At 66.3% G+C, this 13579-nt stretch carries 25 protein-coding genes; all 25 read right to left on the bottom strand.

The window, feature by feature from the left end:
• Window positions 1-48: 48 nt before the first annotated feature.
• The gene (rplQ, locus tag QFZ82_RS16885; protein ID WP_307713973.1) at window positions 49-546 is read right to left on the bottom strand and encodes a 50S ribosomal protein L17; all 498 of its coding nucleotides are present in this window, start codon (window positions 544-546) and stop codon (window positions 49-51) included.
• Window positions 547-772: 226 nt separating this feature from the next.
• Window positions 773-1795 (bottom strand): DNA-directed RNA polymerase subunit alpha, encoded by a 1023-nt coding sequence (locus tag QFZ82_RS16890; RefSeq protein WP_003956430.1) that lies wholly within the window; start codon window positions 1793-1795, stop codon window positions 773-775.
• A 224-nt stretch (window positions 1796-2019) separates the two neighbouring features.
• Complete coding sequence (rpsK, locus tag QFZ82_RS16895) at window positions 2020-2424, bottom strand: 30S ribosomal protein S11 (protein ID WP_003948617.1); 405 nt, start codon at window positions 2422-2424, stop codon at window positions 2020-2022.
• Window positions 2425-2488: 64 nt separating this feature from the next.
• Window positions 2489-2869 (bottom strand): 30S ribosomal protein S13, encoded by a 381-nt coding sequence (gene rpsM, locus QFZ82_RS16900; protein ID WP_177148628.1) that lies wholly within the window; start codon window positions 2867-2869, stop codon window positions 2489-2491.
• Between the two features lie 190 nt (window positions 2870-3059).
• Window positions 3060-3173, bottom strand: a complete 114-nt coding sequence (gene rpmJ, locus QFZ82_RS16905) for a 50S ribosomal protein L36 (RefSeq protein ID WP_003956441.1) — start codon at window positions 3171-3173, stop codon at window positions 3060-3062.
• 58 nt (window positions 3174-3231) lie between these two features.
• The gene (infA, locus tag QFZ82_RS16910) at window positions 3232-3453 is read right to left on the bottom strand and encodes a translation initiation factor IF-1 (protein ID WP_003956442.1); all 222 of its coding nucleotides are present in this window, start codon (window positions 3451-3453) and stop codon (window positions 3232-3234) included.
• A gap of 166 nt (window positions 3454-3619) precedes the next feature.
• Window positions 3620-4456: a type I methionyl aminopeptidase gene (map, locus tag QFZ82_RS16915; protein WP_307713974.1), complete on the bottom strand. Its 837-nt coding sequence runs from the start codon at window positions 4454-4456 to the stop codon at window positions 3620-3622.
• A gap of 97 nt (window positions 4457-4553) precedes the next feature.
• Window positions 4554-5219: an adenylate kinase gene (locus QFZ82_RS16920; protein WP_307713975.1), complete on the bottom strand. Its 666-nt coding sequence runs from the start codon at window positions 5217-5219 to the stop codon at window positions 4554-4556.
• The gene (secY, locus tag QFZ82_RS16925; protein ID WP_177148625.1) at window positions 5219-6538 is read right to left on the bottom strand and encodes a preprotein translocase subunit SecY; all 1320 of its coding nucleotides are present in this window, start codon (window positions 6536-6538) and stop codon (window positions 5219-5221) included. The genes QFZ82_RS16920 and secY overlap by 1 nt, the downstream gene beginning before the upstream one ends.
• Window positions 6539-6751: 213 nt before the next feature.
• The gene (gene rplO / locus QFZ82_RS16930) at window positions 6752-7207 is read right to left on the bottom strand and encodes a 50S ribosomal protein L15 (protein WP_177148624.1); all 456 of its coding nucleotides are present in this window, start codon (window positions 7205-7207) and stop codon (window positions 6752-6754) included.
• A gap of 1 nt (window position 7208) precedes the next feature.
• On the bottom strand, window positions 7209-7391 hold the full coding sequence (gene rpmD / locus QFZ82_RS16935; RefSeq protein ID WP_071273185.1) for a 50S ribosomal protein L30: 183 nt from the start codon (window positions 7389-7391) through the stop codon (window positions 7209-7211).
• Window positions 7391-7996, bottom strand: a complete 606-nt coding sequence (gene rpsE / locus QFZ82_RS16940; RefSeq protein WP_005313527.1) for a 30S ribosomal protein S5 — start codon at window positions 7994-7996, stop codon at window positions 7391-7393. Before rpsE ends, rpmD begins: the two co-directional genes overlap by 1 nt.
• A gap of 39 nt (window positions 7997-8035) precedes the next feature.
• Window positions 8036-8419, bottom strand: coding sequence for a 50S ribosomal protein L18 (rplR, locus tag QFZ82_RS16945; RefSeq protein ID WP_177148623.1), 384 nt, complete (start codon window positions 8417-8419; stop codon window positions 8036-8038).
• Window positions 8420-8422: 3 nt separating this feature from the next.
• Complete coding sequence (gene rplF / locus QFZ82_RS16950; RefSeq protein WP_307713976.1) at window positions 8423-8962, bottom strand: 50S ribosomal protein L6; 540 nt, start codon at window positions 8960-8962, stop codon at window positions 8423-8425.
• 20 nt (window positions 8963-8982) lie between these two features.
• Complete coding sequence (rpsH, locus tag QFZ82_RS16955; RefSeq protein ID WP_019888762.1) at window positions 8983-9381, bottom strand: 30S ribosomal protein S8; 399 nt, start codon at window positions 9379-9381, stop codon at window positions 8983-8985.
• 209 nt (window positions 9382-9590) lie between these two features.
• Window positions 9591-9776 (bottom strand): type Z 30S ribosomal protein S14, encoded by a 186-nt coding sequence (locus QFZ82_RS16960; RefSeq protein WP_003956452.1) that lies wholly within the window; start codon window positions 9774-9776, stop codon window positions 9591-9593.
• A gap of 5 nt (window positions 9777-9781) precedes the next feature.
• Window positions 9782-10339 (bottom strand): 50S ribosomal protein L5, encoded by a 558-nt coding sequence (rplE, locus tag QFZ82_RS16965; RefSeq protein WP_019888759.1) that lies wholly within the window; start codon window positions 10337-10339, stop codon window positions 9782-9784.
• Window positions 10339-10662 (bottom strand): 50S ribosomal protein L24, encoded by a 324-nt coding sequence (gene rplX / locus QFZ82_RS16970; RefSeq protein ID WP_177148621.1) that lies wholly within the window; start codon window positions 10660-10662, stop codon window positions 10339-10341. The genes rplE and rplX overlap by 1 nt, the downstream gene beginning before the upstream one ends.
• Window positions 10663-10664: 2 nt before the next feature.
• Window positions 10665-11033 (bottom strand): 50S ribosomal protein L14, encoded by a 369-nt coding sequence (rplN, locus tag QFZ82_RS16975; RefSeq protein WP_003956455.1) that lies wholly within the window; start codon window positions 11031-11033, stop codon window positions 10665-10667.
• A gap of 108 nt (window positions 11034-11141) precedes the next feature.
• Window positions 11142-11426 carry a 30S ribosomal protein S17 gene (gene rpsQ, locus QFZ82_RS16980; protein ID WP_093656384.1) on the bottom strand — a complete coding sequence of 95 codons (285 nt, stop codon included), beginning with the start codon at window positions 11424-11426 and terminating at the stop codon, window positions 11142-11144.
• Window positions 11426-11650 carry a 50S ribosomal protein L29 gene (gene rpmC / locus QFZ82_RS16985; RefSeq protein WP_017949657.1) on the bottom strand — a complete coding sequence of 75 codons (225 nt, stop codon included), beginning with the start codon at window positions 11648-11650 and terminating at the stop codon, window positions 11426-11428. Before rpmC ends, rpsQ begins: the two co-directional genes overlap by 1 nt.
• Window positions 11650-12069 carry a 50S ribosomal protein L16 gene (rplP, locus tag QFZ82_RS16990; protein WP_017949658.1) on the bottom strand — a complete coding sequence of 140 codons (420 nt, stop codon included), beginning with the start codon at window positions 12067-12069 and terminating at the stop codon, window positions 11650-11652. The genes rpmC and rplP overlap by 1 nt, the downstream gene beginning before the upstream one ends.
• Before the next feature lie 5 nt (window positions 12070-12074).
• Entirely contained in the window at window positions 12075-12902 is an 828-nt protein-coding gene (gene rpsC, locus QFZ82_RS16995; RefSeq protein ID WP_177148620.1) for a 30S ribosomal protein S3, read from the bottom strand.
• On the bottom strand, window positions 12902-13249 hold the full coding sequence (gene rplV / locus QFZ82_RS17000) for a 50S ribosomal protein L22 (protein WP_043264895.1): 348 nt from the start codon (window positions 13247-13249) through the stop codon (window positions 12902-12904). The genes rpsC and rplV overlap by 1 nt, the downstream gene beginning before the upstream one ends.
• A 42-nt stretch (window positions 13250-13291) precedes the next feature.
• The gene (gene rpsS, locus QFZ82_RS17005; RefSeq protein WP_177148619.1) at window positions 13292-13573 is read right to left on the bottom strand and encodes a 30S ribosomal protein S19; all 282 of its coding nucleotides are present in this window, start codon (window positions 13571-13573) and stop codon (window positions 13292-13294) included.
• Window positions 13574-13579 lie beyond the last annotated feature (6 nt).

A 13579-nucleotide genomic window follows, 5' to 3' on the forward strand; every position in this document is an offset into this window, starting at 1 on the left:
GGGCCCGCCCCCCGAGGGGAGCGGGCCCGTGAGCCGTCAGAACGCGGTTCAGGCGTCCTTGGCCTCGTCGGCCGGGGCCTCGTCGGCCTCGGTCTCCTCGACCTTGGCCTCCTCGGCCTTCGCCTCGGACTCCTTGACCGCACGCTTGGTGGCGGCCTCGGCCTCGGCGACGGTGGCCTTCTTCGCGATCTCACCCTCGACCAGCTCGATCACGGCCATCGGGGCGTTGTCGCCACGACGGTTGCCGATCTTCGTGATGCGGGTGTAGCCGCCGGGACGCTCGGCGTAACGCGGAGCGATCTCGGTGAACAGGGTGTGCACGACGCCCTTGTCCGTGATGGTCTGCAGCACCAGGCGACGGTTGTGGATGTCGCCCTTCTTCGCCTTGGTGATCAGGCGCTCGGCGACCGGACGCAGGCGGCGGGCCTTCGCCTCGGTCGTGGTGATGCGGCCGTGCTCGAACAGCGACTTCGCCAGGTTCGCGAGAAGCAGCTTCTCGTGCGCGGCGCTGCCGCCGAAACGGGCTCCCTTGGTGGGACGCGGCATGGGGTTTCTCCTTGTGATCTGCACCGGCCGTGTCAGGTACCGGTGTCAGTTCCCTCCTGGCGGTCGCCGGAGGGTGTGCGAGGGGCGTGCCCCTCGCGGGGCCCCGGACGAACCGGGGAAGTCCAGTCCCGGGCCGGAGCCCGGGTGCCGGGGGCAGGGCCCCACGGCCGAGTCCGCCCGGTGCGGGCGGCGGGCCTCACGACCCGCCGCCCGCACCGGGAGGGGCTCAGTACTGCTCGGTCTCGACGAACCCGGCGTCCGCGTCGTCGTCGGCGCCGAAGGCGTCGGCGGCGGCGGTCGGGTCGAATCCGGGCGGGCTGTCCTTGAGGGCCAGGCCCATGCCGGCCAGCTTCGCCTTGACCTCGTCGATCGACTTCGCACCGAAGTTGCGGATGTCGAGGAGGTCGGCCTCGGAGCGCGCCACGAGCTCACCCACGGAGTGGATACCCTCACGCTTGAGGCAGTTGTACGAACGAACGGTGAGCTCGAGCTCCTCGATCGGCAGCGCGAGGTCGGCGGCCAGGGCGGCGTCCGTGGGGGACGGGCCCATGTCGATGCCCTCGGCGTCGATGTTGAGCTCACGGGCCAGACCGAACAGCTCGACCAGGGTCTTGCCGGCGGACGCCATGGCGTCGCGCGGGCGCATGGCCTGCTTGGTCTCGACGTCGACGATCAGCTTGTCGAAGTCGGTGCGCTGCTCGACTCGGGTCGCCTCGACCTTGTAGGTGACCTTGAGCACCGGCGAGTAGATGGAGTCGACCGGGATACGGCCGATCTCCTGGCCCACCTGCTTGTTCTGCACGGCGGAGACGTAGCCGCGACCGCGCTCGACGGTCAGCTCCATCTCCAGCTTGCCCTTGCCGTTCAGCGTGGCGAGCACCAGGTCGGGGTTGTGCACCTCGACACCGGCCGGCGGGGCGATGTCAGCAGCGGTGACCAGGCCGGGACCCTGCTTGCGCAGGTACATCACGACCGGCTCGTCGTGCTCCGAGGAGACGACCAGCTGCTTGATGTTGAGGATGAGGTCGGTGACGTCCTCCTTGACGCCCGGCACGGTGGTGAACTCGTGCAGGACACCGTCGATGCGGATGGACGTGACCGCCGCACCCGGGATCGAGGAGAGGAGCGTACGGCGCAGGGAGTTGCCGAGCGTGTAGCCGAAGCCCGGCTCCAGCGGCTCGATGACGAACCGCGAGCGGTACTCGTCGACAACCTCTTCGGTCAGCGAGGGGCGCTGAGCGATCAGCATGGTGTGTTTCCTTCAGTCGTGGACGCCCGCTATTTGACGTCCTCTGATACAGGGTACGGGCGGTACGCCCCAATGGGGACGTACCGCCCGGAACACCCTGGTCAAGCAGCCGAGCGGCCGTGCGTCAGACGCGGCGGCGCTTCGGCGGACGGCAGCCGTGCTGCGACATCCGGGGGATGACCCCCGGACCCCCAGCCGGACACCGTCCCGCAAGCGGCCGTGCGTCAGACGCGGCGGCGCTTCGGCGGACGGCAGCCGTTGTGGGGCGTGGGGGTGACGTCCTGGATCGAGCCGACCTCGAGGCCGGTGGCCTGGAGGGAGCGGATCGCGGTCTCACGGCCGGAGCCGGGACCCTTGACGAAGACGTCGACCTTGCGCATGCCGTGCTCCTGCGCGCGGCGGGCGGCCGACTCGGCGGCCATCTGCGCGGCGAAGGGGGTGGACTTGCGCGAGCCCTTGAAGCCGACGTGGCCGGCGGAGGCCCAGGAGATCACGTTGCCGGTCGGGTCCGTGATGGACACGATCGTGTTGTTGAACGTGCTCTTGATGTGCGCGTGGCCGTGAGCGACGTTCTTCTTTTCCTTGCGGCGCACCTTCTTGGCAGCGCCCTGACGACCCTTGGGGGGCATCTATAACTCCTACGGGAGGTGGTCGGTCCTACAGCGAAGACCGTGGACAGTCGTCCGCTGCGGACTACTTCTTGCCCGGCTTCTTCTTACCGGCGATGGCGCGACGCGGGCCCTTGCGGGTGCGCGCGTTCGTGCTGGTGCGCTGGCCGTGGACCGGCAGGCCGCGACGGTGGCGCAGACCCTGGTAGCAGCCGATCTCGACCTTGCGGCGGATGTTCGCCTGGATGTCGCGGCGGAGGTCACCTTCGGTCTGGAAGTTGACGTCCACGTACTCGCGAATCTTGACGAGGTCCTCTTCGGCCAGGTCACGAACGCGGATGTTGGGGTCGACACCGGTGGCGGCGAGGGTCTCCTTGGACCGGGTGCGCCCGATGCCGAAGACGTAGGTGAGGGCGACCTCAATACGCTTGTCGCGCGGGAGGTCAACGCCTTCAAGGCGTGCCATTCATGGCTCCTGTTGTAGTCGGAGGTCTTCCGCAAAGCCGTTCCGTGGTCGCCGACCCTTGGAGAAGGGTGGTACGCCCAGGTCTCCGGCCTCCACCGGAGGTGTCGCCAGCCGTAGCCAGGCGGGCTCTGCGTATGTACATGTTTTTACGTGCGTCGCGCGAAGAACTGCGAGTGCAGGTGGTCGTGCGTCAGCCCTGGCGCTGCTTGTGGCGCAGGTTGTCGCAGATGACCATGACCCGGCCGTGACGGCGGATCACCTTGCACTTGTCGCAGATCTTCTTGACGCTCGGCTTGACCTTCATGGGATGTGAGGTTCTCCGGGTCAGTGCCGACACCCCGCGGAAGGGGGTGCGACAAGATCTACTTGTAGCGGTAGACGATCCGCCCACGCGTCAGGTCGTACGGAGAAAGCTCCACGACGACCCGGTCGTCCGGAAGGATTCGGATGTAGTGCATCCGCATCTTGCCGGAGATGTGCGCGAGGACCTTGTGACCGTTCTGGAGCTCCACCTTGAACATGGCGTTCGGGAGGGACTCGATCACGGTGCCCTCGATTTCGATGGCACCTTGCTTCTTGGCCACGCTTCGCCTTTCGAATCGGCTACCTTGATCGACTCTCCTCCCCGGGTGTGGACACACGGGTACACGAGAGCCGACGCATCAGTCTACGTCAGGCCCTTCGAAAAGACGAATCCGGCAAGTGTGCCCACCGTAGAAGATCGTTACGCTGTCGGGAGCGGCCCGGCCGTCAGGCCAGGGGGTCCGGCGCCGCGGTGACGCCCAGCTCGGCCAGCTTCGCCTTCCCGCCGTCGGGGGCCGTCAGCACGAGCGGGCCCTCCTCCGTGAGCGCCACGGAGTGCTCCCAGTGCGAGGACCAGGTGCCGTCGGTCGTGACGACCGTCCAGTCGTCCTCGAGCACATCGGTCAGCGGCGTGCCGAGCGAGACCATCGGCTCGATCGCGAGGCAGAAGCCCGGCACCAGCTTGGGGCCGCGGCCGCGCTTGCGGGAGACGTAGTTCAGCAGGTGCGGGTCCATGTGCATCTCGGTGCCGATGCCGTGACCGCCGTAGTCCTCGATGATCCCGTACTTGCCGGTCGCGGGACGCGGCTGGCGGCGGATGTACGTCTCGATGGCGCGGGAGATGTCGACGAGGCGGTTGCCGTTCTTCATCGCGGCGATGCCGGCCCACATCGACTCCTCGGTCACCCTGGACAGCTCGATGAGCTCCGGGGCGTGACCGCTGCCCACGAAGGCCGTGTACGCCGCGTCGCCGTGCCAGCCGTCGACGATCGCGCCGCAGTCGACGGAAATGATGTCGCCGTCCTTCAGGACGGTCTTCTCGTCGGGGATGCCGTGGACGACGATCTCGTTCACCGACGTGCAGATCGTCGCGGGGAAGCCGCCGTACCCGAGGAAGTTCGACTTGGCGCCGTGGTCGGCGATCACCTTGCGGGCGACCTCGTCCAGGTCCCGGGTCGTGGCGCCGGGCACCGCGGCCTCCCGGGTCGCCGCGTGGATGGCGGCGACGACCAGTCCCGCCTCGCGCATCTTCGCGATCTGCTCGGGGGTCTTGATCTGCACCATTGCGGCGGACGCCTTTCTCGGCGGGGAATCAGGGGCTTATCAACAATACGGCCGCGGCGTCCGTCGGACACCGCGGCCGTACTCGAGACTGTCCGGATCAGGCCTGGGCGGCCTTGTCCTTCTGCAGGGCCTCCATCGCCCGGGCGGTCACGTCGGCGACCTTGCCCAGCGCGGAGATGGTGACCACCAGGCCCTGGGCCTTGTAGTAGTCGATGATCGGCTCGGTCTGCGTGTGGTAGACCTCGAGCCGCTTGCGCACCGTCTCCTCGGAGTCGTCGTCGCGCTGGTACAGCTCGCCGCCGCACTCGTCGCAGACACCCTCGGCCTGCGGCGGGGTGTACGTGACGTGGAAGACGTGCGCGCTGTCGTTGCGGCACACGCGACGGCCGGCGATCCGCTTGACGACCTCGTCCTCGGGGACCTCCAGGTCGAGGACCGCGTCCAGCGTGACGCCCTCGCTCTGCAGCATCTCGTCCAGTGCCTCGGCCTGGCCCACGTTGCGCGGGAAGCCGTCCAGCAGGAACCCGTTCACGGCGTCGGACTGGGACATGCGGTCCTTGGCCATCCCGATGGTCACCTCGTCCGGGACCAGGTTGCCGGCGTCCATGTATGCCTTGGCCTGCTTGCCCAGCTCCGTGCCCTGGGAGATGTTGGCACGGAAGAGGTCGCCCGTGGAGATGTGCGGGATCGACAGGTTCTTGGCAAGGTACGCAGCCTGCGTTCCCTTCCCGGCACCGGGCGGTCCGACAAGGACGATTCGCATCAGCGGAGGAACCCTTCGTAATTGCGCTGCTGGAGCTGGCTCTCGATCTGCTTCACGGTCTCCAGACCCACACCCACGATGATGAGGATGCTCGTCCCGCCGAACGGGAAGTTCTGGTTCGCGCCTCCGAAGCCTGCCAACGCCATCGTCGGAACAAGAGCAATCAGACCCAGGTACAGCGAGCCCGGCCAAGTGATCCTGTTGAGCACGTAGCTCAGGTACTCGGCAGTAGGACGACCAGCCCGGATACCCGGGATGAAGCCACCATACTTCTTCATGTTGTCCGCGACTTCCTCGGGGTTGAACGAGATCGCCACATAGAAGAAGGCGAAGAACACGATCAGGAGGAAGTACGTAGCGATGTAGTAGGGGTGGTCACCCTTGACGAAGTGGGCTTCGATCCAGGTTTTCCAGCCTGCGTTGGAGTTCGAGAACTGCGCGACGAGCGCCGGGATGTACAGCAGCGACGACGCGAAGATGACAGGAATCACACCTGCCTGGTTCACCTTGAGCGGGATGTAAGTGGACGTACCGCCGTACGACCTGCGGCCGATCATGCGCTTCGCGTACTGCACAGGGATACGGCGCTGGGCCTGCTCGACGAAGACGACGAGGCCGACCATCACGAAGCCGATCAGGATGACCGTGCCGAACTCGATCCAGCCGCCCGCGAGCTTGCCGCTCTCCTTGATGGCCCACAGGGCGCCCGGGAAACCGGCGGCGATCGAGATGAACATCAGGATGGACATGCCGTTGCCGATGCCGCGGTCGGTGATGAGCTCACCCAGCCACATGACGGCGGCGGTGCCGGCGGTCATCGTGACCACCATCACGACGGTGGTGAAGATCGACTGGTCGGGAACGATCTGGTCGGCCACCGTGCAGCCGCTGAACAGCGCGCCGCTGCGGGCGGTCGCCACCAGGCCGGTGCCCTGGAGCACGGCGAGCGCGACGGTCAGATACCGCGTGTACTGCGTGATCTTCGCCGTGCCGGACTGGCCCTCCTTCTTGAGGGCCTCGAGCCGTGGGATCACCACGGTCAGCAGCTGAAGGATGATGCTCGCCGTGATGTACGGCATGATGCCCAGCGCAAAAATGGTGATCTGCAGCAGCGCCCCGCCGCTGAACATGTTCACCAGCCCGAACAGGCTGTTGTTGCCCTTCTGGGCCGCATCCACACAGATCTGAACGTTCTGATAGTCCACACCCGGGACCGGAATGTGCGACCCGAGGCGGTACAGCACGATGATGGCCAGTGTGAACAGCAGCTTCTTGCGCAGGTCGGGCGTCTTGAACGCCCGGGCGAACGCGGTGAGCACGGTGCCTCCTGCGACCCCCGCGCTTCTGCGTCAGAGGTGACGGTCTTGAGGATCGACGAATACGTATCCGCACGGTTTGCCGGGTAGGCACACCGGGCTGAAGTTAACAGTGCACGCCACCTTACCGGCGACCATGCCCCCCTAGGAACGACCAACCGGGGATGCCCCTTTTGGAAGGCATCCCCGGCTGGACGTTCAAGCCATCGAGTAGTCTCAGACGAGCTCGGTGACGGTGCCGCCGGCGGCGGCGATCTTCTCCTTGGCGGAGCCGGAGACGGCGTCGACCGTCACCTGCAGCGCCACGGAGATCTCGCCCTGGCCCAGGACCTTGACGAGGCTGTTCTTGCGCACGGCACCCTTGTCGACCAGGTCGGCGACGGTGACCTCGCCACCCTGCGGGTACAGGGCGGCCAGCTTGTCCAGGTTCACGACCTGGTACTCGGTGCGGAACGGGTTCTTGAAGCCCTTGAGCTTCGGCAGGCGCATGTGGAGGGGCATCTGCCCGCCCTCGAAGCGCTGCGGAACCTGGTAACGGGCCTTGGTGCCCTTGGTACCACGACCGGCCGTCTTACCCTTCGACGCCTCACCACGACCGACACGGGTCTTGGCGGTCTTGGCGCCGGGGGCGGGACGGAGGTTGTGGACCTTCAGCGGGTTCTGCTCCGCCATGTCAGTCGACCTCCTCGACCGTCACGAGGTGGCGGACGGTGTGCACCATGCCGCGGAACTCGGGACGGTCCTCCTTGACGACCACGTCGTTGACCCGCTTGAGGCCAAGCGAACGCAGGGTGTCGCGGTGGTTCTGCTTGCTGCCGATGTACGACTTCGTCTGCGTGATCTTGAGGCGAGCCATTACGCACCCGCTCCCGCACGCGCACGCAGCAGAGCCGCGGGAGCGACGTCCTCGAGCGGCAGACCGCGGCGCGCCGCGATCTCCTCGGGACGCTGCAGGCCCTTCAGGGCCGCCACGGTCGCGTGCACGATGTTGATCGCGTTGTCCGAGCCGAGCGACTTCGACAGGATGTCGTGCACGCCCGCGCACTCGAGCACGGCACGCACCGGGCCACCGGCGATAACACCGGTACCGGGGGAAGCCGGCTTGAGCAGAACGACGCCGGCAGCCTTCTCGCCCTGGATCGGGTGCGGGATGGTGCCCTGGATACGGGGGACCTTGAAGAAGTGCTTCTTGGCCTCCTCAACACCCTTGGCGATGGCGGCCGGCACCTCCTTGGCCTTGCCGTAGCCCACGCCGACGGTGCCGTCACCATCGCCCACCACGACGAGCGCGGTGAAGCTGAAGCGACGACCACCCTTCACAACCTTGGCGACGCGGTTGATCGCGACAACGCGCTCAACGTACGCGGTCTTCTCGGCGGCAGCTGCGCCGCCGTCACGGCCCTTCCGGTCCCGCCGCTCGCCGCCACCGGCACCGCTTCCGCGGCGCTGGGGTCCAGCCATTGGATTTACCTCTCTCTGTTTCCGCTAGCTACGGCAGGCTCAGAACTTGAGCCCGGCTTCGCGGGCGGCGTCCGCCAGGGCGGCGATGCGCCCGGCGTACTGGTTGCCACCACGGTCGAACACGACAGCCTCGACACCGGCGGCCTTGGCACGCTCGGCGACCAGGGCGCCGACCTGCTTGGCCTGCGCGGACTTGTCGCCCTCGCCACCCCGGATGGAGGTGTCCAGGGTCGACGCCGACGCCAGGGTGTGACCCTTGATGTCGTCGATGACCTGGGCGACCATGTGGCGGTTCGAGCGCGTCACGACCAGGCGCGGACGCTCGGCCGTGCCCGAGACCTTCTTGCGGACGCGGATGTGGCGGCGCTTGATGGCAGCAGCCTTGTAGGCCTTGCCCTTGGCGATCTTCACACCGTATGCCATGGCTTACTTACCCGCCTTTCCGACCTTGCGGCGGATGACCTCGCCCGCGTACTTCACGCCCTTGGCCTTGTACGGGTCGGGCTTGCGCAGCTTGCGGATGTTCGCGGCGACCTCGCCGACCTTCTGCTTGTCGATGCCCTCGACCGAGAACTTGGTCGGCGACTCGACCTTGAAGGAGATGCCCTCGGGGGCCTCCACCAGGATCGGGTGGCTGTAACCGAGCTGGAACTCCAGGTTGGAGCCCTTCGCGGCGACGCGGTAACCGACACCGCTGATCTCGAGCGCCTTGGTGTATCCCTGGGTCACACCGGTGATCATGTTCGCCACCAGCGTGCGGGACAGGCCGTGGAGGGCCTTGTTCTGACGCTCGTCGTTGGGACGGGTGACGTTCAGAACGCCGTCCTCGCCCTTAACAATCTCGATCGGAGCGGCAACGGTGTGCGTCAGGGTGCCCTTGGAGCCCTTGACGGTGACCGTGCGGCCGTCGATGGTGACGTCCACGCCGGAGGGAACCGGGATGGGGAGCTTGCCGATGCGCGACATTTGCTTTCCTCCGTTCCCGACTACCAGACGTAGGCGAGGACTTCCCCACCCACGCCCTTCTTCTGCGCCTGCTGGCCGGTCAGGAGACCGTGGGACGTGGAGATGATCGCCACGCCCAGGCCGCCGAGAACCTTCGGCAGGTTGGTGGACTTCGCGTAAACGCGCAGACCCGGCTTCGAGATGCGCTTGATGCCGGCGATCGAACGCTCACGGTTCGGGCCGAACTTCAGCTCGAGGACGAGGTTCTTGCCGACCTCGGCGTCCTCGACCTTCCAGCCGGTGATGAAACCCTCCTGCTGGAGGATCTCCGCGATGTGCGACTTGATCTTGCTGTGCGGCATCGACACGGAGTCGTGGTATGCCGAGTTCGCGTTCCGCAGACGCGTAAGCATGTCTGCGATCGGATCAGTCATGGTCATGAATTGGCCTTCGGCCTCTCTCGCCGGGGTTTCCTGTATGCGCCATCCCTCTCCCCACACAGGGGCGGGACGGGTGCGGCGCGGGGACCTACGGCGTAGTAAGTCGTACGGGCGGCGGACGCCCAACCCTCCTAGCCTAAGCCATGGAGGGAAGGGCCTCCGCCATACCCAGTGCTTACCGAGAGACTCCGGTCATCCCGATGAAGGGATTACCAGGAGCTCTTGGTCACGCCCGGCAGCTCGCCACGGTGAGCCATCTCACGAAGGCACACGCGGCACAGGCCGAACTTGCGGTACACGGAGTGCGGACGGCCGCAGCGCTGGCAGCGGGTGTACGCGCGCACACCGAACTTCGGCTTGCGAGCAGCCTTGGCAATCAGAGCCTTCTTCGCCATCTCGCTCACGCCTCCTTGAACGGGAAGCCGAGGTGACGAAGGAGGGCGCGGCCCTCGTCGTCGTTGGTCGCCGTGGTGACCACGGTGATGTCCATACCCCGGACACGGTCGATCTTGTCCTGGTCGATCTCGTGGAACATAACCTGCTCCGTGAGACCGAAGGTGTAGTTGCCACGGCCGTCGAACTGCTTGGGGGACAGACCACGGAAGTCGCGGATGCGCGGGAGCGCGAGCGACAGGGTGCGGTCCAGGAACTCCCACATGCGGTCGCCACGGAGCGTGACGTGGGCACCGATCGGCTGACCCTCGCGCAGCTTGAACTGCGCGATGGACTTGCGGGCCTTGGTGACGGCCGGCTTCTGACCGGTGATCGTGGTGAGGTCGCGGATGGCGCCCTCGATCAGCTTGGAGTCGCGGGCGGCGTCGCCCACACCCATGTTGACCACGATCTTGACGAGGCCGGGAACCTGCATGACGTTCTCGTAGGAGAACTCCTCACGCAGCTTGCCCGCGATCTCCTCGCGGTACTTCGTCTTCAGACGCGGAGTGGTGGTGGTAGCCATCAGATGTCCTCACCCGTCCGCTTGGCAACGCGGATCTTGTTGCCCTCTTCGTCGAAGCGGTAACCGACGCGCGTGACGACCTTGTTGCCGTCCTTCTCCACGACGAGCTGAACATTGCTCACGTGGATGGGGGCCTCGGTCGTGACGATGCCACCGGTCTGCGAACCGCGAGCGGTCTGGCCGGCCTTGGTGTGCTTCTTGACCCGGTTGACACCCTCGACCAGGACGCGGTCCTCGCGGGGGAAGGCCTGAATGACCTTGCCCTGCTTGCCCTTGTCCTTGCCGGTGATGACCTGTACCAGGTCGCCCTTCTTGATCTTCATGCTTACAGCACCTCCGGCGCGAGCGAGATGATCTTCATGAACTTCTTCTCGCGCAGCTCACGGCCCACGGGGCCGAAGATACGGGTGCCGCGAGGGTCGCCGTCGTTCTTCAGAATGACGGCGGCGTTCTCGTCGAAGCGGATGTACGAGCCGTCCTGGCGGCGGCGCTCCTTGACGGTGCGAACGATGACCGCCTTGACGACGTCACCCTTCTTCACGTTGCCACCGGGGATCGCATCCTTGACGGTGGCGACGATGACGTCACCGATGCCCGCGTAGCGGCGACCGGAGCCACCGAGAACACGGATGCAAAGGATCTCCTTGGCACCAGTGTTGTCGGCGACACGCAGTCGCGACTCCTGCTGGATCACGTCTATCTCCTGATTGTCTGCCGGTTCCCGGCGGGGGCTGTCCTCTTACGAGGGGAAGCCCCCACCGAGCCTGGCGGAACGAACTCGAAGGGTTACCCCTTCAAGCAATTACTTGGCCTTCTCGAGGATCTCGACGACGCGCCAGCGCTTCGTCGCGGACAGCGGCCGGGTCTCCATGAGGAGGACACGGTCGCCGACGCCCGCGGCATTCTGCTCGTCGTGCGCCTTGAGCTTGTTCGTACGGCGGATGACCTTGCCGTACAGCGCGTGCTTCACGCGGTCCTCGACGGCGACGACGACGGTCTTGTCCATCTTGTCGCTGACGACCAGACCCTCACGGGTCTTGCGGAATCCGCGCTCGGTCTTGTTCTCAGTCACGTTGCTCTCGCTCATCAGGCGCTCTCCACCGTCTCGATGCCCAGCTCACGCTCACGCATCAGGGTGTAGATCCGGGCGATGTCCTTGCGGACGGCCTTCAGCCGGCCGTGGTTCTCGAGCTGACCGGTCGCCGCCTGGAAGCGGAGGTTGAACAGCTCTTCCTTGGCCTCGCGGAGCTTGGCAACAAGCTCCTCGTTGCCCAGCTCGCGCAGCTCGGACGCCTTGGTTCCGGCCGACATCACGCCTCACCTGCCTCGCGCCGAACGATGCGGCACTTCATCGGAAGCTTGTGAGCAGCGCGGGTGAGCGCCTCACGAGCAATCTTCTCGTTCGGGTAGGACAGTTCGAACATCACCCGACCGGGCTTGACGTTCGCGACCCACCACTCCGGGGAACCCTTACCGGAACCCATGCGGGTCTCGGCAGGCTTCTTGGTCAGCGGGCGGTCCGGGTAGATGTTGATCCAGACCTTGCCGCCACGCTTGATGTGGCGGGTCATCGCGATACGAGCCGCCTCGATCTGGCGGTTGGTCACGTACGCCGGAGTGAGGGCCTGGATGCCGTACTCGCCGAACGCAACCTGCGTACCACCCTTGGACATACCGCTGCGCTTCGGGTGGTGCTGCTTGCGGTGCTTGACCCTACGGGGGATCAGCATTTCGGTCAGGCCTCCGTTCCGGTGCTCTCAGCCGGAGCGGCGGCAGCGGCCTCGGCCTTGGGGGCCTCGGCAGCAGCAGCCTGCTGCGGCTTGCGACCGCGACCGCCACGCTCGCCACCGCGGCCACCACGGGCCGGGCGGTCGGCGCCGCCACGGGCCGGGCGGTTGCCGGCGCGGGCAGCAGCGTTCTCGGCGCGGACCTCGGCGATGTTCTTGACGTCGCCCTTGTAGATCCAGACCTTCACGCCGATGCGGCCGAAGGTGGTCTTGGCCTCGAAGAAGCCGTACTCGACGTTCGCGCGGAGCGTGTGCAGCGGCACACGGCCCTCGCGGTAGAACTCCGAGCGGGACATCTCGGCGCCGCCGAGACGGCCACCACACTGGATCTTGATGCCCTTGGCGCCCGCCTTCATGGCCGACTGCATGCTCTTGCGCATGGCACGGCGGAAGGAGACGCGGGAGGACAGCTGCTCGGCAACGGCCTGGGCCACAAGCTGAGCGTCGACCTCGGGGTTCTTGACCTCGAGGATGTTCAGCTGGACCTGCTTGCCCGTGAGCTTCTCGAGGTCGCCGCGGATGCGGTCGGCCTCGGCGCCACGGCGGCCGATGACGATACCGGGACGCGCGGTGTGGATGTCCACCCGCACGCGGTCACGGGTGCGCTCGATCTCAACCTTCGAGATGCCGGCGCGCTCCATGCCGGACGTCATCATCCGACGGATGGCGACGTCTTCCTTGACGTAGTCCTTGTACAGCTTGTCGGCGTACCAGCGGGACTTGAAGTCCGTGGTGATACCGAGCCGGAACCCGTGCGGGTTTACCTTCTGGCCCATTACCGGGTTCCTTCCTTGCTGCTGACGACCACGGTGATGTGGCTGGTCCGCTTACGGATCCGGTAGGCACGGCCCTGAGCACGCGGACGGAACCGCTTCAGGGTCGGGCCCTCGTCCACGTACGCCTCGCTGATGAACAGCGTGGAGGCGTCCGTGTGGTCGTAGTTGTGCGCGGCGTTGGCAATGGCGCTGTCCAGCACCTTGCCGACCGGCACGCTCGCGGCCTGCGGGGCGAAACGCAGGACCGCCTGAGCCTCCGTGGCATCCATGCCACGGATGAGGTCCACCACGCGGCGGGCCTTCATGGGCGTGACGCGGATGTACCGCGCCTGGGCCCTGGCTTCCATGGTTGTCCCTTCGGTGTAAGTCATGAGTCGTTCCACCCCGCCTTAGCGGCGCTTCGACTTCCGGTCGTCCTTGACGTGGCCGCGGAAGGTGCGAGTCGGCGAGAACTCGCCGAGCTTGTGGCCGACCATGGACTCGGTGACGAACACCGGGACGTGGGTCTTGCCGTTGTGCACCGCGATCGTGTGGCCCAGCATGGCCGGGACGATCATCGAGCGACGGGACCAGGTCTTGATGACGTTCTTGGTGCCGGCTTCGTTCTGCGAATCCACCTTCTTGATCAGGTGGTCGTCGACGAAGGGCCCCTTCTTGAGACTGCGCGGCATCTAAAC

Source organism: Streptomyces sp. V4I23 (assembly GCF_030817975.1).
Lineage (GTDB): Bacteria > Actinomycetota > Actinomycetes > Streptomycetales > Streptomycetaceae > Streptomyces.

What these genes read in the sequence shown, in the direction of transcription:
- rplP (WP_017949658.1), bottom strand. Translation starts at nt 12,069, where the DNA reads ATGCTGATCCCCCGTAGGGTCAAGCACCGCAAGCAGCACCACCCGAAG.
- rpsK (WP_003948617.1), bottom strand. Translation starts at nt 2,424, where the DNA reads ATGCCCCCCAAGGGTCGTCAGGGCGCTGCCAAGAAGGTGCGCCGCAAG.
- rpsE (WP_005313527.1), bottom strand. Translation starts at nt 7,996, where the DNA reads ATGGCTGGACCCCAGCGCCGCGGAAGCGGTGCCGGTGGCGGCGAGCGG.
- rpsQ (WP_093656384.1), bottom strand. Translation starts at nt 11,426, where the DNA reads ATGAGCGAGAGCAACGTGACTGAGAACAAGACCGAGCGCGGATTCCGC.
- rplV (WP_043264895.1), bottom strand. Translation starts at nt 13,249, where the DNA reads ATGGAAGCCAGGGCCCAGGCGCGGTACATCCGCGTCACGCCCATGAAG.
- rpsM (WP_177148628.1), bottom strand. Translation starts at nt 2,869, where the DNA reads ATGGCACGCCTTGAAGGCGTTGACCTCCCGCGCGACAAGCGTATTGAG.
- rpsH (WP_019888762.1), bottom strand. Translation starts at nt 9,381, where the DNA reads ATGACCATGACTGATCCGATCGCAGACATGCTTACGCGTCTGCGGAAC.
- rpsC (WP_177148620.1), bottom strand. Translation starts at nt 12,902, where the DNA reads ATGGGCCAGAAGGTAAACCCGCACGGGTTCCGGCTCGGTATCACCACG.
- rplR (WP_177148623.1), bottom strand. Translation starts at nt 8,419, where the DNA reads ATGGCATACGGTGTGAAGATCGCCAAGGGCAAGGCCTACAAGGCTGCT.
- rpsS (WP_177148619.1), bottom strand. Translation starts at nt 13,573, where the DNA reads ATGCCGCGCAGTCTCAAGAAGGGGCCCTTCGTCGACGACCACCTGATC.
- rplE (WP_019888759.1), bottom strand. Translation starts at nt 10,339, where the DNA reads ATGGCTACCACCACCACTCCGCGTCTGAAGACGAAGTACCGCGAGGAG.
- map (WP_307713974.1), bottom strand. Translation starts at nt 4,456, where the DNA reads ATGGTGCAGATCAAGACCCCCGAGCAGATCGCGAAGATGCGCGAGGCG.
- rplQ (WP_307713973.1), bottom strand. Translation starts at nt 546, where the DNA reads ATGCCGCGTCCCACCAAGGGAGCCCGTTTCGGCGGCAGCGCCGCGCAC.
- QFZ82_RS16890 (WP_003956430.1), bottom strand. Translation starts at nt 1,795, where the DNA reads ATGCTGATCGCTCAGCGCCCCTCGCTGACCGAAGAGGTTGTCGACGAG.
- QFZ82_RS16920 (WP_307713975.1), bottom strand. Translation starts at nt 5,219, where the DNA reads ATGCGAATCGTCCTTGTCGGACCGCCCGGTGCCGGGAAGGGAACGCAG.
- rpmD (WP_071273185.1), bottom strand. Translation starts at nt 7,391, where the DNA reads ATGGCTCGCCTCAAGATCACGCAGACGAAGTCGTACATCGGCAGCAAG.
- rplF (WP_307713976.1), bottom strand. Translation starts at nt 8,962, where the DNA reads ATGTCGCGCATCGGCAAGCTCCCCATCCCGGTTCCCTCCGGCGTGGAC.
- rpmC (WP_017949657.1), bottom strand. Translation starts at nt 11,650, where the DNA reads ATGTCGGCCGGAACCAAGGCGTCCGAGCTGCGCGAGCTGGGCAACGAG.
- rplX (WP_177148621.1), bottom strand. Translation starts at nt 10,662, where the DNA reads ATGAAGATCAAGAAGGGCGACCTGGTACAGGTCATCACCGGCAAGGAC.
- rpmJ (WP_003956441.1), bottom strand. Translation starts at nt 3,173, where the DNA reads ATGAAGGTCAAGCCGAGCGTCAAGAAGATCTGCGACAAGTGCAAGGTG.
- rplO (WP_177148624.1), bottom strand. Translation starts at nt 7,207, where the DNA reads ATGGCGGAGCAGAACCCGCTGAAGGTCCACAACCTCCGTCCCGCCCCC.
- QFZ82_RS16960 (WP_003956452.1), bottom strand. Translation starts at nt 9,776, where the DNA reads ATGGCGAAGAAGGCTCTGATTGCCAAGGCTGCTCGCAAGCCGAAGTTC.